Source organism: Neoluteolibacter marinus (assembly GCF_014904755.1).
In the GTDB taxonomy this organism is placed as follows: Bacteria; Verrucomicrobiota; Verrucomicrobiia; order Verrucomicrobiales; family Akkermansiaceae; genus Haloferula; species Haloferula marina.
Genome location: NZ_JACZFQ010000013.1, coordinates 87,710 through 107,777, shown reverse-complemented (window position 1 = coordinate 107,777; position 20,068 = coordinate 87,710). Strand labels below are relative to the sequence as shown.

General features: G+C 63.2%; 19 protein-coding genes. 13 read left to right on the top strand and 6 right to left on the bottom strand.

Going from position 1 to position 20,068, the window contains the following annotated elements; all coding sequences use genetic code 11:
- The first annotated feature begins 82 nt into the window (after positions 1-82).
- The 6 genes from IG178_RS03465 (at position 83) to IG178_RS03440 (ending at position 6,265) form a co-directional block, all read left to right on the top strand.
- A complete protein-coding gene (locus IG178_RS03465; RefSeq protein WP_226894713.1) occupies positions 83-346 on the top strand; it encodes a hypothetical protein in 264 nt (87 codons plus the stop codon).
- 36 nt (positions 347-382) lie between these two features.
- Positions 383-1,186 carry a TatD family hydrolase gene (locus tag IG178_RS03460; protein ID WP_193211112.1) on the top strand — a complete coding sequence of 268 codons (804 nt, stop codon included), beginning with the start codon at positions 383-385 and terminating at the stop codon, positions 1,184-1,186.
- Between the two features lie 133 nt (positions 1,187-1,319).
- Positions 1,320-2,807, top strand: a complete 1,488-nt coding sequence (locus IG178_RS03455; protein ID WP_193211111.1) for a SulP family inorganic anion transporter — start codon at positions 1,320-1,322, stop codon at positions 2,805-2,807.
- Positions 2,808-2,821: 14 nt separating this feature from the next.
- Positions 2,822-3,661, top strand: a complete 840-nt coding sequence (locus IG178_RS03450; RefSeq protein WP_193211110.1) for a universal stress protein — start codon at positions 2,822-2,824, stop codon at positions 3,659-3,661.
- 51 nt (positions 3,662-3,712) lie between these two features.
- Positions 3,713-5,329: a serine hydrolase gene (locus IG178_RS03445; protein WP_193211109.1), complete on the top strand. Its 1,617-nt coding sequence runs from the start codon at positions 3,713-3,715 to the stop codon at positions 5,327-5,329.
- A 51-nt stretch (positions 5,330-5,380) separates the two neighbouring features.
- A complete protein-coding gene (locus IG178_RS03440) occupies positions 5,381-6,265 on the top strand; it encodes a tyrosine recombinase (protein ID WP_193211108.1) in 885 nt (294 codons plus the stop codon).
- A 65-nt stretch (positions 6,266-6,330) separates the two neighbouring features.
- On the opposite strand, the gene IG178_RS03435 is transcribed toward IG178_RS03440, so the two are convergent.
- The 5 genes from IG178_RS03435 to IG178_RS03415 all read right to left on the bottom strand — a co-directional run bounded on the left by IG178_RS03435 (position 6,331) and on the right by IG178_RS03415 (position 9,816).
- Positions 6,331-6,762, bottom strand: coding sequence for a hypothetical protein (locus tag IG178_RS03435; RefSeq protein WP_193211107.1), 432 nt, complete (start codon positions 6,760-6,762; stop codon positions 6,331-6,333).
- 233 nt (positions 6,763-6,995) lie between these two features.
- Positions 6,996-7,232: a hypothetical protein gene (locus tag IG178_RS03430; RefSeq protein ID WP_193211106.1), complete on the bottom strand. Its 237-nt coding sequence runs from the start codon at positions 7,230-7,232 to the stop codon at positions 6,996-6,998.
- A 77-nt stretch (positions 7,233-7,309) separates the two neighbouring features.
- Positions 7,310-7,573: a 30S ribosomal protein S20 gene (gene rpsT, locus IG178_RS03425; protein ID WP_193211105.1), complete on the bottom strand. Its 264-nt coding sequence runs from the start codon at positions 7,571-7,573 to the stop codon at positions 7,310-7,312.
- A 96-nt stretch (positions 7,574-7,669) separates the two neighbouring features.
- Positions 7,670-8,296 (bottom strand): L,D-transpeptidase, encoded by a 627-nt coding sequence (locus IG178_RS03420; RefSeq protein WP_226894711.1) that lies wholly within the window; start codon positions 8,294-8,296, stop codon positions 7,670-7,672.
- A gap of 8 nt (positions 8,297-8,304) precedes the next feature.
- The gene (locus IG178_RS03415; protein WP_193211104.1) at positions 8,305-9,816 is read right to left on the bottom strand and encodes a cellulose synthase family protein; all 1,512 of its coding nucleotides are present in this window, start codon (positions 9,814-9,816) and stop codon (positions 8,305-8,307) included.
- A gap of 181 nt (positions 9,817-9,997) precedes the next feature.
- Here IG178_RS03415 and IG178_RS03410 point away from each other — a divergent pair, with 181 nt between their 5' ends.
- Both IG178_RS03410 and ygfZ read left to right on the top strand, forming a co-directional pair.
- On the top strand, positions 9,998-10,834 hold the full coding sequence (locus IG178_RS03410; RefSeq protein WP_193211103.1) for a hypothetical protein: 837 nt from the start codon (positions 9,998-10,000) through the stop codon (positions 10,832-10,834).
- A gap of 117 nt (positions 10,835-10,951) precedes the next feature.
- Positions 10,952-11,785: a CAF17-like 4Fe-4S cluster assembly/insertion protein YgfZ gene (gene ygfZ, locus IG178_RS03405; protein ID WP_193211102.1), complete on the top strand. Its 834-nt coding sequence runs from the start codon at positions 10,952-10,954 to the stop codon at positions 11,783-11,785.
- Between the two features lie 65 nt (positions 11,786-11,850).
- Here ygfZ and bamA read toward each other — a convergent pair whose 3' ends face one another.
- On the bottom strand, positions 11,851-14,217 hold the full coding sequence (gene bamA, locus IG178_RS03400) for an outer membrane protein assembly factor BamA (protein ID WP_193211101.1): 2,367 nt from the start codon (positions 14,215-14,217) through the stop codon (positions 11,851-11,853).
- 170 nt (positions 14,218-14,387) lie between these two features.
- Here bamA and tig point away from each other — a divergent pair, with 170 nt between their 5' ends.
- The 5 genes from tig to tsaD all read left to right on the top strand — a co-directional run bounded on the left by tig (position 14,388) and on the right by tsaD (position 20,060).
- Positions 14,388-15,722, top strand: a complete 1,335-nt coding sequence (tig, locus tag IG178_RS03395) for a trigger factor (protein ID WP_193211100.1) — start codon at positions 14,388-14,390, stop codon at positions 15,720-15,722.
- A complete protein-coding gene (locus IG178_RS03390; RefSeq protein WP_193211099.1) occupies positions 15,715-16,407 on the top strand; it encodes an ATP-dependent Clp protease proteolytic subunit in 693 nt (230 codons plus the stop codon). The genes tig and IG178_RS03390 overlap by 8 nt, the downstream gene beginning before the upstream one ends.
- 66 nt (positions 16,408-16,473) lie before the next feature.
- Entirely contained in the window at positions 16,474-17,751 is a 1,278-nt protein-coding gene (gene clpX / locus IG178_RS03385; RefSeq protein WP_193211098.1) for an ATP-dependent Clp protease ATP-binding subunit ClpX, read from the top strand.
- A gap of 54 nt (positions 17,752-17,805) precedes the next feature.
- On the top strand, positions 17,806-19,014 hold the full coding sequence (locus IG178_RS03380) for a S41 family peptidase (RefSeq protein ID WP_193211097.1): 1,209 nt from the start codon (positions 17,806-17,808) through the stop codon (positions 19,012-19,014).
- Positions 19,015-19,028: 14 nt separating this feature from the next.
- On the top strand, positions 19,029-20,060 hold the full coding sequence (gene tsaD / locus IG178_RS03375) for a tRNA (adenosine(37)-N6)-threonylcarbamoyltransferase complex transferase subunit TsaD (RefSeq protein ID WP_193211096.1): 1,032 nt from the start codon (positions 19,029-19,031) through the stop codon (positions 20,058-20,060).
- Positions 20,061-20,068: the final 8 nt, after the last annotated feature.

The window sequence follows — 20,068 nt, the reverse complement described above, 5'->3', positions numbered from 1 at the left end:
GGTGGAAGGTTTAGATTGCCGCAGGAGATCTCCGCGGATTTTCCCTGTGGGAATCGCGGGGATCCGGACGTAGAGTGCCGCCATGCCCAGCAAGAAGGACATCCTCGACCTCCACTTCATGGATGCGCGGTACAAGTTGATCGACATCGCCGCCTTCCTCGACCGGATCGAGCGGCACCCCGGGGAGACCGATTTCCGCTTCGACGGCCTGAAGAAGGCGCTGCCGATCCTCCTTTCCGACCGCCCCGACCGGGCCAGGGCCGTCCTCGAGGCGCTCTCCGACCACTCCACCGAACCCGCTGAAAAAGCCACTTTCCAGGGAGCTTTCGGCGCCCCGCAGGCCTGATCACCCGTTCATCCCGGAACTCCCTGTCTGATCTTCATGAAGTACATCGAGCCCCACGCCCACATGGTCAGCCGCACCACGGACGATTACGAAAAGCTCGCCCTCGCCGGATGTGCCGCGCTCTGTGAGCCCGCCTTCTGGGCTGGTTTCGACCGCTCGTCCCCGGCCGGATTTTACGACTACTACCGCCAGCTCACCGAGTACGAGCCGAAACGGGCGGCTAAATACGGCATCCCGCACTTCTGCTGGCTGTGCATCAACCCCAAGGAAGCCGAGGACGCCGGCTTTGCCCGCGAGGTGATGGCCATCATCCCCGAATTCCTCGACAAGCCGACCGTGCTTGGGATCGGCGAGATCGGCCTCAACAAGAACACCAGGAGCGAGCTCGCCATTTTCGAGGAACACGTCCAGCTCGCGCTCGACCGCGACCTGCCGATCCTAATCCACACCCCTCACCTTGAGGACAAGCTCAAGGGTACCAAGCTGATCCTCGATTCGCTCGCCTCGTTTTCGAAACTGGACCGCGGCAAGGTGATCATCGACCACGTCGAGGAGCACACGGTCGGGATCGTCCAGGACCAGGGCTACTGGGCCGGTATGACGCTTTACCCGGAAAGCAAGTGCACCCCCAACCGCGCGATCGACATGCTGGAAACCTGCGACAGCAGCCGGCTGTGGTTGAACTCGGCTTGTGACTGGGGCGTCTCCGATCCCCTGGCCGTGGTCAAGTGCGGCTTCGAGATGAAGAAACGGCAACACAGCGCGGCGGAAATCGACCGGGTTTTGTTCGAGAATCCCAAGCGATTCCTCAGCCAGAGCCCGAACTTCCGGCTCGACTGAAGCTGCTCTCCCGCGGGGAGAAAAACCTTGTTCCACGGGGCCTTCGCCCGGAGCATCCGCCGCCCGAGCCCGGGGGGACGCTTCCCCCGCTCCGGAAGGCGCCGCTCTGGCGCCGTGGAACTCCCTTGCCTCCATGCCTTCCCGCTCCCTTCATTCCGCTTGGTTTTCCAACCTCCGCGGCGACCTGCTCGCCGGCATCGTGGTGGCGCTCGCGCTGATCCCCGAAGCCATTGCTTTCTCGATCATCGCCGGCGTCGATCCCAAGGTCGGGCTCTACGCCTCGTTCTGCATCGCGATCGTAATCGCCTTCGTCGGCGGCCGCCCCGGCATGATTTCCGCGGCCACCGGCGCGATGGCCCTGCTGATGGTCACCTTGGTCAAGGAGCACGGCCTCCAGTATCTGCTGGCGGCCACGCTCCTCACCGGGGTCCTGCAGTTTATCCTGGGCATGATCCGGATCGGCGACGTGATGCGCTTCGTCTCGAAGTCGGTGATGACCGGATTCGTCAACGCCCTTGCTATCCTCATTTTCATGGCCCAGCTGCCCGAGCTGAACCTGGGCATCGACGGCGTCAGCTGGATCACCTACGCGATGGTCGCCGGCGGTTTGGCGATCATCTACTTGCTGCCTCGCCTGACCAAGGCAGTGCCCTCGCCCCTGGTTTGCATCCTGGTCATGACGGTCATCGCCGTCGTGATGAAGCTCGACGTCCGCCGCGTCGGCGACCTCGGCGAACTCCCCGACACCTTGCCGCCCTTCCTTTGGCCGCAGGTCCCGATGAACCTCGAGACCCTGGCGATCATCTTCCCCTACTCGATCGGACTCGCGGTGGTCGGCCTGCTGGAGTCACTGATGACCACCCAGATCGTCGATGAACTCACCGACACGACCAGCGACAAGAACCGCGAGGCCCGCGGACAGGGTATCGCCAACGTCGTCGCCGGTCTCTTCGGCGGCATGGCCGGCTGCGCGATGATCGGCCAATCGGTGATCAACGTGAAATCCGGCGGACGCACCCGGCTTTCCACCCTCACGGCCGGGGTGGTGCTGTTGCTTCTGCTGCTCCTCCTCAGCGACTGGGTGAAATTGATTCCGATGGCCGCGCTGGTCGCGGTGATGGTGATGGTGTCGATCGGCACTTTCAACTGGGCCTCCTTCAAAAACCTCACCGTCCATCCCAAGACCACCAGCACGGTCATGCTCGCCACCGTCGCGACCGTCGTCTGGACCCACAATCTCGCGTTGGGGGTCGGGGTCGGAGTGCTGCTCAGCGCCCTGTTCTTCGCCCGCAAGGTCTCCCAGGTCATCCGCGTCACCAGCGAGCTCGACGGGGAAACCCGCACCTACACGGTGCGCGGGCAGGTCTTCTTCGCCTCCGCCGATGACTTCGCCGCCGGCTTCGACTTCAAGGAAGCCGTCGCCAAGGTGGTGATCGACGTTTCCCACGCGCACTTCTGGGACCTGACCTCGGTCGGAGCCCTCGACAAGGTGGTCCTCAAGTTCCGCCGCGAAGGCACCGAGGTGGAAATCCTTGGCATGAACGAGGCCAGCGCCACCATCGTCGACAAGCTGGCCATCCACGACAAGCCGGACGCCCTGGAGCGGATGCTCGAACACTGAAATCCAAGATGACCATGTCCACCGTTCTCGCCTGTACCGACGGCTCGCTCTACGCCCCCAGCATCTATCAGCACGCGGCCTGGGCCGCCGGCAGGATCGACGCCGGTGTCCACGTGCTCCATGTCATCGAGCGCGACGAACACCTCGCCGGCGGCGACTTGAGCGGAACGATCGGATTCGACGCGAACGCCGAACTGCTCGACGAGCTGGCCAAGCTCGACGAGTCCCACGCCCGCGTCGCCCGCCTGCGCGGCAAGGCGATCCTTGACGATGCCGGCAAACAGCTCGGCGACAAGGCCACCTTGACCCAACGCCATGGCTCGGTCGTGGAAACCGTCGAGAACTTCGAAAAGGACGCAGCCATCGTGGTGATCGGCAAGCGCGGAGAACACGCCGACTTTTCCAAGGGGCACCTCGGCAGCAACCTCGAGCGGGTGGTCCGCAGCGCCTCGATCCCGGTACTGGTGGCCGCCCGTGAATTCAAGGCGCCGAGTCGCTTCCTGATTGCTTTCGACGGCGGCTCGAGCGCCCTCAAGGCGGTTCATCACGTCGCCACCGATCCGCTCCTGCGGGGGATGGAATGCCATTTGGTGGCCGTCGGTAAACCCGGTGGCGAGCTGGAGCGGTCGCTGAAGGCCGCGGCAGCCGGCCTCCAAGGAGCCGGTTTTGCGGTCACGGCCGATCTCCTCCCGGGCGAGCCGGAGGAAGTGATCGCCGCGGAGCTTGGCAAGCGCTCGGCCGACCTCCTGGTGATGGGCGCCTACGGCCACTCAAGGGTACGTCAGTTGATCCTCGGCAGCACCACGACCAGTCTGATCCGCACCTGCCAGGTGCCGGTCTTGCTGTTCCGCTGACCCCGCGATTCCGAACTGGTCTTCGGCCTCCCGGCGGCGAAGGATTGCCGAATGTCGCGCGCCCTCTCCCTTTCTTTCCTCCTCGCCGCAATTCTCCCGGCGCTGGCCGACAAGCCTTTGGCCGAAGCGGCTTCCGGAATCGCGGGCCATCTCCCAGCCGGCGGCATCGTCACCGGTGAATGGATCAAGGGAAAGGCTTCCTTCTCGGAACATGGCACGTCGGGGCCTGCCGGAATCGCACCGGAGAAGCAGCTGTTCGAAATCGGTTCCATCAGCAAGGTCTTCACCGGGATCCTCTTGGCCGACAGCGTGCTGGACGGGAAAGTGCGCTACGAATCGACGCTGAAGGAACTACTGGGCGGCGAGATCGCATTCAAGGACTCCAAGGTCGGCAACATCACCCTGCTGCAGCTCGCCACCCACACCAGCGGCCTGCCCCGCCTGCCGGGGAACATCGGCCCGAACCCCGACGCCTCGGATGATCCCTACGCCAACTACGACCGGCAGCTCCTCCACGCCTACCTGGCGGGTGCCGTGATTGAAGGAGAGCCCCCGTACCCTGCCGCGTACTCGAATCTCGGAATGGGCTTGCTCGGAGACCTGCTTTCGGAGCTCCACGGAAAGCCCTGGGAGGAACTGGTAAAGGAGAAGATCACCACCCCGCTTGGCATGAGCGACACCGTCGTGACCTTGAGCGAATTCCAGGAAAAGCGCCTGGCGCCACCCCACCGCGGCGCCAAGGAACATCACTCGTGGCATTTCCAAGCCCTAGCCGGAGCCGGAGCACTGCGCTCGACGGCCGCCGACTTGTTGGTCTTCGGGAAAGCACTGCTCGCCCCCCGGAATTCGGCGCTCGCCGAGCCGACCCAAGAGGCGATGAAGACGCGGGCGCCCTACAACGACTTCGGGGCGGAGATTGGTCTGGGCATCATCATCGGCAAGATCGACGGGGATCCGGTTTTCGAACACAGCGGTGGAACCGGCGGTTACCGCTCCATGCTGCAGGTCATTCCCGCCCGGGAAACGGTGAGGGTGGTCTTGATCAACAACGACGCGATGCCCGCCGAATCGGTGGTCCGTGCCACCCGTGACGCGCCCCTCGGGAATGTCGCCACGGTGGAGCTGCCGGCGGAAGAGCTCGACGCATACGTGGGCGTTTACCAAATGGGTCCAAAGGCCATTTTCACGGTACTGCGGGTCGATGACGAGCTCCGGATCCGGTTGACCGGCCAGCCCTTCGCCCCGGTCAAGCCGGTCGGGGACGACCGGTTCCGCTACCAATCGATCGCCGCCGAGATCCAGTTCAAGCGCGTGGATGAAAAGGTGGCGTCGCTGACACTTCTGCAAAACGGCCGTGAACTCGCGGCCCGCCGGATCGACCAGCCGGTTCCCGAACTACAGTTTCCGGCGGTCGACGAATGGAAGGAACTCACCGGCGAATACGAGCTCTCGCCGGATCAGGTGATCACCGTGTCGATCAAGGGACATACCTTGTTTGCCCAGGTTACCGGCCAGCCTCCCTACCCGGTCTTCCAGACAAAGCCCGGCCATTTTGCCTACGATGTGGTCGATGCGGAAATCGAGTTCGAACGAGAGTCGCCGGCAACCCCCGTCACCGGACTCGTTCTCCATCAGAACGGGGAACACCGGGCAAAGAAGCGTCCTTGAACACCAACAGCCCCGGCTCGCGTTTCACTCCAATCCATTCATAGTCGGGGCGTGGAGGCTGAGATCGACGGGTTCATGCTGTTCCTGGCAACCGAGCGCGGGCTTTCGGCCGCCTACCAGTTGTCCGTGCGCCAATCGCTGGAGGCACTGGCTACCCATCTGGAGAAACAATCCCTCCCTCTTTCCGATGTTGGCACCGACGAGCTGACTGCATTTCTGGCGGCCCGGAAGGGCGATGGGCTGGCAGCATCGTCGCTGCGGATCACCACCGTGCACCTCAAGATCTTCTTCCGCTGGCTCGCCGCCCGCGGAAGACTTCCGATGGATCCGGCGGAACCATTGCTTTCGCCCCGCCCGGAACAACACCTCCCCGAAACGCTGCATCCGTGCGAAGTAAAGGCCTTGCTGGATTCCATCGATCCCAACCAACCACTCGGGCGTAGGGACCTTGCGATGCTTGAGTTGTTCTACGCCTCCGGCCTCCGACTCTCCGAACTTTGTTCCGTCAGGCTCGAAGGCCTGGATCTGGACGAAGGATTCATCCGGGTGACGGGCAAGGGCAACAAGACCCGCATCGTTCCAGTGGGTGGTCGCGCCAGGGATTCCATCGCAGCCTATCTCACCAATGAGCGTCCGCAACTGGTCACCAAACGGACCTCCTCCGAAGTATTCATCAGCGTCCGCGGCACGCGCCTGTCACCGGACCGTGTCCGTCAGATCGTCAAGGAAAGGGCTGCGTTCGCCGGGATTGAACAAAGCATCTACCCCCACCTGCTACGGCATTCCTTTGCGACCCATTTGCTGGAAGGCGGGGCCGATTTACGGGTGATCCAGGAATTGCTGGGCCATGCGGACATCTCGACGACCCAAATCTACACCCATGTCGATGGCGCCCGCTTGAAAGCGGTGCACAAGAAATTCCATCCCCGCGGCTGATACCCGACACAAAAAAGCCGCCGGGGGTCCGGCGGCTCGAGAAAATCGAAAGGGTCCGAATGGGATCAGGCGAGGGTGCCTTCTTCCTTTTCTTCGTGCTCCTTGTCCTTCTTGCACTTGCCGCAGTGAGCGAGGGCAGTGTCTTCCTCCTTGTCGCAATCGCCGTCCTTGCACTTGCCGGCGAGGGCGGTGTCTTCCTCCTTGTCGCAGTCACCGTCCTTGCACTTGCCGGCGAGGGCGGTGTCTTCCTCCTTGTCGCAGTCGCCGTCCTTGCACTTGCCGGCGAGGGCGGTGTCTTCCTCCTTGTCGCAGTCGCCGTCCTTGCACTTGCCGGCGAGGGCGGTGTCTTCCTCCTTGTCGCAGTCGCCGTCCTTGCACTTGCCGGCGAGAGCAACGGTCTCTTCCTTGGTTTCCTTATCCTTGCACTTGTCGCAATCTGCGAAGGCGAGCGGCGAGCAGAGAAGCGCGGCGGCGAATGAACTGATCAGCAATTTCATGGGTCGTTGTTTATGGTGATTGATTGGACTCTCGTTGGATAGCCTGTCCTGAGAACCCTGCAATGAGGAATTTGTTCCCGATTTTCTCAAATTTTTTCGCGTTCTTCCTGACATGCTCATTCCTGCACCGCAATTCGCCCCCGCATCGGCCGTCGGCAACGACGGGGAGGACTCGCCACGCTGCCATCGCACCAGTCATGATGACGTTGGCCTCACCAGGGGTGCCAACTCCCTCAGGTCAGGTCTCCGGCGGTCACCGAGGTCTGTTCGCGTGAACCCAAGGCAAGCGCCTGACGCCTCACGACATCCGGCGCCGGATCGAACCGGTAGCTGTGGCAATTCGGGCAAAGCACCACGCTGCTGCCCACAATCGAATCGCAGCCCTCACAAACCTTGTAGCCGCTGGGATTGGCGGCGATCTTGGCCGCCTTGGCTTCGCGGGAATCGGATTCGTTGCTGGGCATGCTCATGGTCTTTCCAACCTAAATGAAGAAGCGGCACCGGAAACCGGAGCCGCTTCAAAAAACAAAAACCGTCCGGAAGCGGTTCAGGCAATGGAGGCAATGGCCTTGGCGGCCTTGCTCTTCAAATTTGCCGCCTTGTTCTTGTGAATCAAGCCCTTCTTCGCGGCCTTGTCGACGGCGGAAGAAAACTCCGACAACGACTGGCCGGCCAGCGGTTTGTCGGAAGCGACGACGGCGGCAAGGGTCTTCTTGCGGAGCGTCTTGATGGTCTGCTTGCGGGCGCGGTTGCGCTCCGTGCGGACTTTGGTCTGACGGACTCGCTTGAGGGCGGACTTGTGATTGGCCATGGTAGAAAGATCGGACGGTTGAAGCGACCAAGGTCGCGCGGGGGCGGCAATTTAGGAGGAGAAGCCCGCCTGTCAAGCTTGTCTCGCGGGAAGTAATTACCTTTTTGCGACCCCGAGGAGTTTTTCAGTCGAGTGTTGGCGCGCGTACTCCTGACCTTCCCAGGTATCGAGCAGCGATCCGCGCATCACGCGGACTTCCGCGCCCTCGCCAACTCGGTTGTAGAGATCAACGACATCCTTCATCCCCATTCGGATACATCCGTAGGAAGCCGGGGTTCCAAGCCGCCATTCTTCAGGCGTGCCGTGGATGTATACGCAGCGCCCGAAGGTATTCCGATTCCCCTGCTCCTTGCCATTGAGCCAAAGAATCCGGCTGACCACGGGATCGCGGCCCGGCTGGTTCGGCTTGAGGATTTCACCGGTTGCGCGACGGCTCTTGAACACCATTCCCGGAGGGGCACCGTCACCGATTTTCCGAGCGACCTCATGACGACCGAGCGGTGTGCAGTTGCTCCCAGTCCTCGAACCGATCCCGAACTTGGAGGTCGAGACGGTGTAGGTCTTGACGGGCTTGCCGTCGTGAATCAGCAGCATCCGCTGGTCGCGGACACTCACTACCATCTGGTTGCGGGTGTCTTTCCCGGTGCCGCAGCTGCTCAGGGAGAGCGCCGCTGGCATCGCCAAGGCAATAAGAAGGGCGGAATGCAGGATTCGCCTGATCATGGGTGATGTTAAGAGTCGTGAGGAATGTTTTCAGCAGTCTCGTCCGAGGTCACGCGGCCGGAGGGCAGCATGCGTGCCAATGACGATAGGGAAGTATAGAAAAATCCGATGGGGAAGGGAAGCAGAAGAATTGCCGACGACCAGCGGCCCTGCATCGCGGCCTCCACGACCACAAACAGGAAAAAGAAGCCGAACAACAGCTCCACCACCGGCGTGAGGGTCTTCATCGCCTTGTAGCTGCTGCGCTTCCAATCGGCCTTCGGCTTCTGGTCGATGCCGTACTTGGGGGTGCGGACGAACGCCGACTGATGATTGAAAATCGCTTCGATCACCGCCTTGGCGTTGTTGATCGACATCCCGATGCCAAGGGCGAGGAGCAGCGGCAGGTAGGGAACTTCCTTCCACCAGGTGTTGGGGCGCAGGGCCTTCTGGGAGGTGAGGTAGAACACGATCACCGAAACCGACGCGAAGAAGAAGATCGGCACATTGATGATGTAGTGTGTCAACGACCCGAAATCCGGGGCCGCGTGCTGGTTCGGATAAATCAGGAAGCACAGGCAGATCAGCATCAGGTAGGCGAAGTTCGAGGTCAGGTGCGCCGTGGCCTCCATCTTGATGTAGAGGGGCACCTTCGCCCTCCAGATTGCCGGCAAGACCTTTTTGCAAACCTGGATCGACCCCTTGGTCCAGCGGTGCTGCTGGCTCTTGAAACCATCCATGTCGACCGGCAGCTCGGCCGGAGTTTCGACATCATTGAGGAAAATGAAGCGCCACCCTTTCAGCTGGGCGCGGTAGCTGAGATCCATGTCCTCCGTCAGGGTATCGTGCTCCCATCCACCGGCGTCGGCGATGCACGACTTCCGCCAGATACCGGCAGTGCCATTGAAGGTGAAAAAGCGGCCGCTGCGATTGCGGGCGGTTTGTTCCAGCTCGAGGTGACCGTCGAGGAACATCGCCTGGATCCGGGTCAACACGTTGAACGTGCGGTTGAGGTGTCCCCAGCGCGTCTGGATCATCCCGATCCGTTGGTCGGTGAAATAGTGGATCGTCTTCTGGAGAACGTCCGCGTTCGGCACGAAGTCCGCGTCCAAAATGAACAGGTAGTCCCCTTTCGCGAACCGGGTACCGTTTTCCAGCGCACCGGCCTTGAAGCCGGTGCGGTCGGTGCGGTGGATCAGCTCGGCATCAAAGCCCTGACCACGGAGCTTCTCGACCCCGACGCGGCAAATCTCGGTGGTTTCATCCGTCGAATCGTCGAGGACCTGGATCTGCAGCTTGTCCTGCGGGTAGTCCAGCCGTGACACCGACTCCAGCAAGCGGTCCACCACGTGCATTTCGTTGAACACCGGCAACTGGATGGTCACCAACGGCAGTTCCGAGAACAGCTCCTTGGGCTCGGGCTTGTTCCGGGAGTGCCTCAGGTAGAGGTAGACGATGCACAACCGGTGGAATCCGTAGCCGGCGAGACCGATCAAGACGAGGATGTAGGAGAAGTACCAGAGAGGCGAGGAGAGATCCATATGGGCTCGGGATGGTGGAGGCCGGCGGAAACCCGGCAAGCGCCTGAAATTGAGAGAATCCGGGCGGCCGGAGGCCAACACGTCTTAACCTTCAAGTCAAGCCGGGATCATGGCCTACCAAGCCCTCCCCGTCCGTGCATTGCCAGTTGCGGGAAACTTCTTCCGATGCCAGCCTTCCCCGGTGAACATCTCACGCTTGCCGCTCGCTGCTGCCCTCGCTGCCATGACGGGCTGGCTCCCGGTTGCCGCCCAGGAGGCACCCAAACCCGACATCCCGGCCGACCTTCTCGAGGATCCTCACGTTCGGGAGGAACTCGCGATCAACGAGTTCACCGCTCCTTCGATCGCCAGGATCTTCGAGTCGCTGGAGGCTCTGGCGCCCTTGCCGACGCTGAAGTTCCAGCGCGAAACGCCGGCCAACATGCCCATGAACCGCGCCGATCTGGCCGTGGAACTGGGATTCCTGATCGCGGACGGATTTCTGGTCGTCCAAGCGGGTGAACTGGGCAAGGTCGAGAGCCTTGCTGCCGACCTCACCCGCTACGGCAAGGGCCTGGGTGCCGGGGAAAGGGTCAACCGGCATGCTGCCAGCCTCCTGGAAAGCGCTCGCAAGCAAGACGTCGTCCAGCTGAAGAAGGAACTCGCCGCAACCCAGAAAGACGTGGAACTGGAGCTCGTGAGCCTGCGCGATGCCGACCTTGCACACCTGATCTCGCTCGGGGGATGGATTCGCGCCCTCCAGGTATCATCCTCCGCCGTCGACACGCAGTTCAGTCCTGAGAGAGCCCGCCATATCATGCGCGAGGACATCGCGGACTACTATTCCGGCGTCATCAGCGGCCTCGAACCGCAGATCTCCGAGCGGAAGACCTTCCTCGACATGGTCGAGATCCTATCGGAGCTACGGACCGAAATGGTGCTGGACGGCCAGCCGGCAACCCACCCGCAAATCACGGAGATTACCTCCCAAGCCGCCAATTTGGCAAAGCTTGCCCTGCAACGCGAGGAGTCGCCCTGATCCAACGGGCGACTTCGGATTCTCCGCCATCCGGTTGCCCCCCCAACCGCCGGTGCGACGTCGCGCGGTCACCCGTCGGGAATCAGGACTGTCCCTTGCGCCCCCTCACCCCAACACATGAAGACCATCAGCCTTCCCTTGGAACGGCGCTGCATTCTCTCTTTCCAGGGTCCGGATGCCGCGCGCTACCTCAACGGACAACTGACCCAGGATGTCCGCCATCTCACCGACGAGGCGCTGCCTTCCTGCGTCACCGACGCAAAGGGAAAGCTGCAAGCCATGGTCCATGTGTTCCGTGGCCCCGAAGAGTCGATCTGGATCGAAGGCCCGCCCGAGCAGGCTGAGGAACTCGAGAACCGGCTGACCCGCTACCTCATCGCAGATGATGTGGAAGTGGAGAATCTCTCGTCCGCGTGGCAATTGATCCACTTGGTCGACTCCCCCTGCCCCCCCCCGGAAGCCCCTGGATTTACCAGGAAAGCCAATCGAATCGGCATTGTGGGCCACGACCTCTGGCTTCCCGCAGGAACAAACCCCGAAGTGACCTTCCTCTCGCATGACGAAGTCGAAACCCGCCGGATCACGGCCGGAGTTCCGGCCTGGGGAGCGGAACTCGCACCCGGAATGCTCCCTCCGGAGGCAGGACTCGACCGCACGGCCATCTCCTACCACAAGGGCTGCTACATCGGGCAGGAAGTGCTCTCCCGGATGAAAAGCGCGGGCCGGGTGAACCGCAGGCTTGCGACCTTCCTGGTGGAGGAAGGCGTAGTCGCGGGCGACGAACTCGCGGGCGAAACACGGCCATCCGGAGTCCTCACCAGCGTGGCCCCCCTCCCCGGAAATGACGGGCTTTTCGCCGCCCTGGGATATCTGGACAAAGCCGCGTTCACCGCCACCGAGTTACCGCTGACCGGAAAGCCGGGAGTCGCCAAGATCCTCGGATTTGCCTGAAGCCGGGATCCCCCGGACACGAAAAAGGGCCGCGGTTACCCGCAGCCCTTTTCGAAAATCGAGGATCAGTACTGGTAGTTCAGGTAGAAGTTGAACTGACCGCCTTTGTCCGCCACCGGATCGGGGCTGTCGATCGGCACGGCGTAGTCGAGCGCGATGGGAACCGGGCTGATCGGCAACTTCAGCCGGACGCCCACGCCGAAGTCGTGGTAGAGATCGCTCGGGCTCGGATCCCATGCCCCGTCGTTGACGAAGCCGAGGTCGTAGAACACGGCGGCCCTGACGTTATCGATGATCGGGACCGTGTACTCGGTGGAAAGGAAACCAAGCGACTGGCCGCCCACCACTTCACCGGTCACCGGATCGCGCGGACCGACGTCACGGAATTCAAAGCCGCGCAGGGTCCGGCCGCCACCGAGGAACAGGCGGTCGAAAATCGGCACCGAGCCGCTGGTGGCGTCCACGAAGGCCAGCTCACCGTTCAAGGAGAGGATCGAGTCCCAGGCGAGGTTCCAGTATTTCTGGCCCTGCAACGAGAGACCGAGGATATCGACGTCGCCGCCGAGGACACTGCCCGCCACGGTCAGGCCGATGTCGAACTTCTCGCCGGAGCGGGTCTCGATCACCGCGTCGCGGTTGTCGTAGACGTAATTGAGCGAAATCGCGCTGCGGATGTAATCGCCGTCTTCCGGCAACAGCAAGGAAGGACCGAAAGGCGAGGCGGCGGAAAGCGTGGTCACCGCGGGATCCAGGTCGATCTGCACCTGCTCGAGGCGATACTCTAGCTTGAGCGAGGCCTTTTCGCCGATCGGTTTGCGGACGAAGATCGCACCACCCGCGTTGGTCTGCTCGTAGAAGTCCGAGTAGTACTGGGAGTCCTTGTAGAAAAGCTCACCACCCAGTGCGAGCTGGCGGTCCATGAACCAAGGTTCCACCAGCGAGATGCCGATGTCGGTGCGCTCGCTGCCGAGGCGGAGGTTCGCACCGAACCGCTGGCCGCCACCGGTGAACGCCCAGGGGTTCATGATGTCGAAGTTGGTCTGCTCGAGGTTGACGAAACCGACGATGCTGTCGATCGAGCTGAAGCCGATACCGGCGCTGATCGATCCCGTGCGGCGTTCCTCGACGAGGACGTTGACGTCGCGGTAACCGCCGCGGCCCGGCTGGCCGTCGACCTGGACGTCGCTGAAATACTGCAGGTTCTCGAGGCGGGCCTTGGCGGTCTCAAGCTCCACCGAGTTGAAATAGTCGCCCGGCTTGAGCGGCATTTCACGGCGGATGACCTTGTCCTTGGTCTTGGTGTTGCCTTCGATGTTCACCCGGCCCACGCGGTAGCGGGATCCTTCGGTGACGCGGTAGACGATGTTCACCTTGTTCGGCCCCGCATCGCGGATGTCCGGGGTGACCGAGGCATCGGCATAGCCACGGGAACCGTAGTAGCTGCGGATCATCTTGATGTCGTCCCGCATCTTCTTCGAGGAGTAACCGTCACCGCCGTTCAGGGTCAGCGCGGGGTAGAGTTCCTCGGGCTTGAACACCGTCATGCGGCCGAAGCCGACACCCGCCACCGTGTACTTCTCACCCTCGTTGATCGGGATCACCAGATCGACCTTGCCGTTTTTCACGGGATCGAGGCGCGGGCCCGGGCTGCTCGCGCGGAGATAGCCGCGGGTGCGGTAGTAGTCGAGGACCGCCTCGACGTCGGAATCCAGTTCCTGGCTCTCGTAGCGGCCGGACTTGCTGAGCCAGGAGAACCAGCCCTTTTCCTTCGTCTTCATCTGCTTGCGCAGGGTGCGGCTGTCGTAGGTGTTGTTGCCCTCGAAGCGGATCTTGTGGATCTCCTTCTTGCCGCCCTCGTCGATGATGAAGATCAGGTCCACCCCGCTGCCGGTCTCGCTCGGCTGGGTGCGATGGGTCACCGTCACGTCCGGGTAGCCGTAGCCGCGGTAGTATTCCTCGATGTTGCGGCGGGCGCTGAGGATCACCTCGTCGCTCGCCATGCCGCCCGGCTTGAGCTTGGTCTCCTTGGCCAGCTTCTGGTCGCTGAAAACGGAATTCCCGACGAAGCCGATCGCCACGTAGTCCGGGCGGGTGGTCACCTCGTAGATCACCTTCAGCGATTCGCCGGCCGGCTCCGCGAAAACACGCACGTCGCTGACCAGGCCGGACTCGTAGAGCTTGGTGATGTCGTTGTCGACCTTCTCGCTGCGGTAGGCCTGGCCGGACTCGATCGAAATGAAGTTCCGCAAGCGGGCTTCATCGACGGTACGAGGACCGTTGTAGCGGATCTCGACGTTCGAGACGTTCTTCCCCTCGATGTCTTGCGCCTTCACCGACGTCGCGGCGAGACCGAGGAAGAAGAGCGTCGCCAGAACCACCCGGCGCGCCAGCAAGGACGCGCCCCGAATACTAAGGAGGGATGAAATATCCATGTGTGTCGGCTAACGGCGTGGATAGAACCGTTTTGGGGCATACCCCGTCAAGGCCCATGTCCGGATCCGGCTTGCTAACGGGCGCACCTTCGCTTTGACAAGCCCGGAGCGGCCCCCTTAGCTTCCCGCCCCCGGCGCCCCACCGCCCGTTTCCGCACCAGATTTCCACTATGAATATCATCGTCGAAAAGCAGCCGAACTGCATCGCCACGCTCCGCGTCGAAGTCCCCTCGGACAAAGTGAATTCCGAGCGCGCGAAAATCGTGTCCGGCTACGCGGCCCAAGCCCGCATCCCCGGCTTCCGTCCCGGCAAGGCGCCGAAGAAGGTCATCGAGAAGAAGTTCCAGGCGGCGATCGCCGAGGAACTCGACGACAAGCTCGTTCGCCAGGCCTATGACGAGGCCCTGCGCAAGGAAGCCCTCAAGGTGCTCAACTTCGGCAACCCGCAGAACATTTCCCACCTGCCCGATGGCACCCTCACCTTCAATGCGGTGCTGACCTTGGCCCCCGATGTCGAGCTCCCGGAGTACAAGGGCATCGCCGTCAAGGCGCCCTCCGCCGAGGTGACCGAGCAGGAAATCGACACCCAGCTCGAAGGCCTCCGCGAGCGCTTCGCCGACTATCAGGACATCACCGACCGCGCGGCCCAGGACGGCGACCTCGCGGTGATCGACTACTCCTCGACACTCGACGGCCAGCCGCTGGAAGAAGCGCTCGGCAAGTCCGCCGGCTATCTCGCCGGTCGCGAGGGCTTCTGGATTAAGCTCGACGAGAACAGCTTCCTGCCCGGCTTCGCCGCCGCCGTCGCGGGGATGAATACCGGCGACCAGAAGGACATCGCCCTCACCATCCCGGAAGACTTCCCGCTCAGCGACCTCCAGAACAAGGAAGTCGTCTTCAACGTCAGCCTCAAGGGCATCAAACTGGCCGTGCTGCCGGAGCTCGACGACGAGTTCGCCGCCAAGATCACCGGCGGCAAGACCCACGCCGAGCTGCGTGACATGGCCAAGGGCCAGATCGAGGTCGAAAAGCGCCGCCGCATCGACGACCACAAGGTCAACCAGATCGTCGAGCACTTCAATTCCCTGGTCGACTTCGAGCTTCCGGAGGACCTCCTCCGCCACGAGACCCAGGGCCAGGCCGACGCCCTCGTCGAACGCGGCATGAAGTCCGGCATGTCGGAGGAAGAGATTGCCGCCCAACAGGCCGAGATTTTCGCCACCGCCGGCGACCAGGCCCGCACCAACCTGAAGACCAACTTCATCCTCCAGGAAATCGCCCGCGCTGAAGGCATCAGCGTCAGCGACAACGAGCTGGTCAACCACCTCGCCCGCATCGCCCAGTCGCGGAAGGAGAACCCGAAGAAGTTCATCAAGGAGCTCCAGCGCGGCGGACGCCTTCCCGGCATCCGCAACTCGATGCTGGTGGGCAAGGCCATTGACTTCATTCTGGAGCACGCCACCGTCGAGGAAGTCGCAGACGACACGACCACCAACGATGAGTAATTTCCCGAACAGGATCCAGGCCGGCGGCGCGCCGGAGAACAGCTACTACGTCCCCGTTGTCATCGAGCAGGATGGCCGCGGCGAGCGCTCGTTCGACATCTACTCGCGCCTGCTCAAGGACCGCATCATCTTCATCGGCACCCCGATCGACGACTTCGTCGCCAACTCGGTGATCGCCCAGCTCCTTTTCCTGCAGATGCAGGACCCGAAAAAGGACATCCACATCTACATCAACTCGCCCGGCGGCTCCGTCACCGCCGGCCTGGCGATGTACGACACGATGCAGTTCATGACCTGCGACGTGAACACCTACTGCATCGGCATCGCCGCCTCGATGGGTTCGGTGCTCCTGACCGCGGGAACCAAGGGCAAGCGCTTCTGCCTGCCGAATTCCCACGTCATGATCCACCAGGTTTCCGGCGGCGCCCAAGGCACGGCTTCGGATGTCGAGCGCACCATCGGGTTCATGTTCAACCTGAAGAAGCGCCTCAACGGCATCCTCGCCAAGCACACCGGCAAGACCGTCGAGCAGATCGAGCACGACTCCGACCGTGACAACTACATGTCCGCCGAGGAGTCCGTCGCCTACGGGCTGGTCGACAAGGTCCTGGAAAGCCGTAAGGAACTTCCCGACGCCGTCGCTGCGCTTGCTGACGCAAATGACGGAAAAAAGGACGACGCCTGAGTTCTTTTCCGCTATCTTCAGGCGTCGGGTCATTCGGCCCGGCGCCTGCTTTTTATACCCGGCACCATGGCTCGCGCTTCCAATCTCACGATGTGTTCCTTCTGTGGCAAAAGCCACTCGGAGGTCAAAAAACTGATCGCCGGGCCCGGCGTGTATATCTGCAACGAGTGCGTCGAGGTCTGTTCGAACATCCTCGACAAGGAGCTCGCCGAAGCCGTCGGCAAGACCAACAAGGCCCGGCGGGCACAGAACACCAAGCGGCTGCCCTCGCCCGCGGAACTCCGCAGCCGGCTCGACGAGTTCGTCATCGGCCAGGAGCATGCCAAGAAGGTCCTGTCGGTCGCGGTGTACAACCACTACCAGCGCCTGCGCCAGGACCAGGCATCCCTGGCGGAAGAATATGGCGAGGTTGAGATTGAAAAGTCCAACGTCCTGCTGCTCGGCCCCACCGGCTCCGGCAAAACACTTCTGGCACGCACCCTCGCCCGCGTCCTCGACGTCCCGTTCTGCATCGTCGACGCCACCACCCTGACCGAAGCCGGCTATGTCGGGGAAGATGTTGAAAACATCGTCCTGCGTCTGCTCCAGGCCGCCGACTTCGATGTCGAGCGCGCCGAGCGGGGCATCATCTACGTCGACGAAATCGACAAGATCGGCCGCAAGACCGACAACGTCTCGATCACCCGCGACGTCTCCGGAGAAGGGGTCCAGCAGGCCTTGCTCAAGATCCTCGAGGGCACCGTCTGCAACGTTCCGCCGCAGGGTGGCCGAAAGCACCCGCAGCAGGAATACATCCAGGTCAACACCGAGAAAATCCTGTTCGTCTGTGGCGGCGCCTTCGTCGGCCTCGAGGACACCATCCAGCGGCGTCTCGGCCGCAGCACGCTCGGCTTCCACGGCACCACCGGCGACGCCACCCCCGCCAGCGGCAACATCCTCGATCTGGCCGAACCGGAGGACCTCTTGCACTACGGCCTGATCCCGGAGTTCATCGGCCGCCTGCCCGTCATTTCCGCCCTCCGCAAGCTAACCGAAGACGAGCTGATCTCGATCCTGACCGAGCCGAAGAACGCCTTGGTCAAGCAGTACGGCAAACAGCTCGCCCTCAACGGCGTGAAGCTCCGCGTCACCCGCGACGCCTTGCGCGCGATGGCCGAGGAAGCGGTCAAGCGCGGCACCGGCGCCCGCGCCCTGCGCTCGATCTTCGAACGCCTGATGCTCGACGTGATGTACGACGTCCCCTCGAAGACCGACGTCGAGGCCGTCACCATCAACCGTCCGGTCGTCCTCGGCGAGCGGGCACCGCTGATGCGACGCAAGCGGGCCGACAAGGATGCCGCCTGAGGAAAGCGCAAATTCCAATTTCCCATCTTCAAGGCGCGCACCTAGCTTCGGCTCGTGCGCGCTTTGCTTTTCCTCCTTCTCCCGGGCTGCTTGCTGGCAGACGAGCCGGCCCGGCCGGCCGATCCCGATGAAGCCGCCTACCCCGCGATCGAGCGCTTCGTGCAGGTCCTGGAGCAAGTCCGGCAGCGGCACCCGGATGTCGAAAAGGTCACCTACGACCGCCTGGTGAACCACGCCCTCGAGGGCATGCTTTCGAGCCTGGATCCCTTCTCCAGCTTCATCCACCCCGAGATGGCCCTGGCGCTGAAGGACCACCCGGATCTCGACCCCTTCCTCCCTTCGCTCGGCGTGACCCTGGGAGTCCGGGACGACGGCCCCTACATCGCCAACGTCCAGCCCGCCTCACCCGCGTCCCGCGCCCATCTCCTTGCGGGTTCCGCGATCCTCGCGGTCAACGGCGGCCCTCCGCCGGCACTCCCTGCATTGATCGCCTCGCTGAAACGGGCCCCGGGTGAAACCACACGGCTGCAGTTGAAATCGCCCGCGTCCCCCCAGCCGGTCGACGTGGAGCTGGTCCACATGGCGGTCGAGGACCGCACCGTCACCGAGGCGACCCTCACCGACGACGGGAAGACCGGCTACATCCGCCTCGCGTCGTTCATGGGCAGCTGCGCCCGGGAAATGGAAGCTGCCCTCGACGAGCTCGAGGACAAGGGCATGAAACGCCTGATCCTCGATCTTCGCGGCAACCCGGGCGGGGACCTGCATCAAACAGTCCAGATCCTCGGCCTGTTCCTGCCGCCCGGCACTCCGGTGGTCACCACCCGCGGCCGCGGCGGGGAAGTGCTGGGCGAGCCCTTGAAGACGCCGGACAAGCAGCGCCGGAAACGCGACTACCCGATCAACGTGCTGATCGACCGGATGTCCGCGTCCGCCGCCGAACTCACCGCCGGTGCCCTGCAGGACCTCGAACGCGCGGTCATCATCGGCGAAACCAGTTACGGCAAGGGCTCCGTGCAAAACATCATCCCGCAGGGTGGCGGCACCGCCCTGCGGCTCACCATCGCCACCTACCACACGCCCTCGGGCAACACGCCCCACCGCAAGGGCATCACCCCGGACATCGCGGTGGAGTTCGATGATGCCATCCGCGAGAAGGTCCAGCTTTCCCATCGCCGGAAATCACTGACCCCGGACGAGGCGAAGCTCCTCGAGGGCTGGCAGGACCCCGCCCTCGAAGCCGCGCTCAAGACTGCCAACTAGCTCTGCGTCGCCCCATGCTCCTCCTCGCCCTCGAATCCTCCTGCGACGAAACCGCGGTCGCCATCCTGTCCGGCCGGCCGGGCCGGGCCGCGCGGGTCCTGGCCTCTGAAATCGCTTCCCAGATCGAACTCCACCGCGTTTACGGCGGCGTGGTTCCGGAGATCGCCTCGCGCAACCACTCGTTGCACCTGCGGCCGCTGGTCGAACAAGCGCTCGCCCGCGCCGGCGTCACCATGCGCGACATCGATGCCTTCGCCGCCACCTCCGGCCCCGGCCTCGCCTCGTCGCTGCTGATCGGCGCGACCGCCGCGAAGGCGATGGCCGCTGCCGCCGGCAAGCCGTTCCTCGCCATCAACCACCTCGAGGGCCACCTGCTCTCGCCCTTCGTCGGCTCCGGCATCGTGCCGGAGCACCTGGCGCTGATCGTTTCCGGCGGCCACACGCTGCTGCTGGACGTCGCTGGAGCGGGACACTATCGCAAGCTCGGCGGCACCCGCGACGACGCCGCCGGCGAGGCCTTCGACAAGGTCGCCAAGATGCTCGGCCTCCCCTACCCCGGGGGGCCGGAGATCGAGAAGGTGGCCCGCGGCGGCAATCCCGAGGCCTTCGCCTTCCCGCGCTCGATGATGAAGGAACCGGGCTTCGACTTCTCCTTTTCGGGACTCAAGACCGCGGTGCTCTACACCCTGTCAGAGCGCAATCCGGAATCCGGCGCTCCCCATCCCGCGGAACTGCCCGACCTCTGCGCATCGTTCCAGGAGGCGGTGATCGAAGTCCTCGTCACCAAGACCCTGCGCGCCGCCCGCCATGCCGGCCGGAAGACCATCGCCCTGTCCGGCGGCGTCAGCCTGAACGGGGCGCTGCGGGCGGCATTCCAGGGCGCCTGTGACAAAGAGGGCATTGCCCTCGCCACCGCCACCCCGGGACTCTGTACCGACAACGCCGCGATGATCGCCTTCGCAGCCCTGCTGAAGGCCTTCGACGGCCACGCCTCACCGCTCGATGCCGACATCGACCCCAATCTGCCGCTGGTCGCAACATCCTGAGCCGGCAG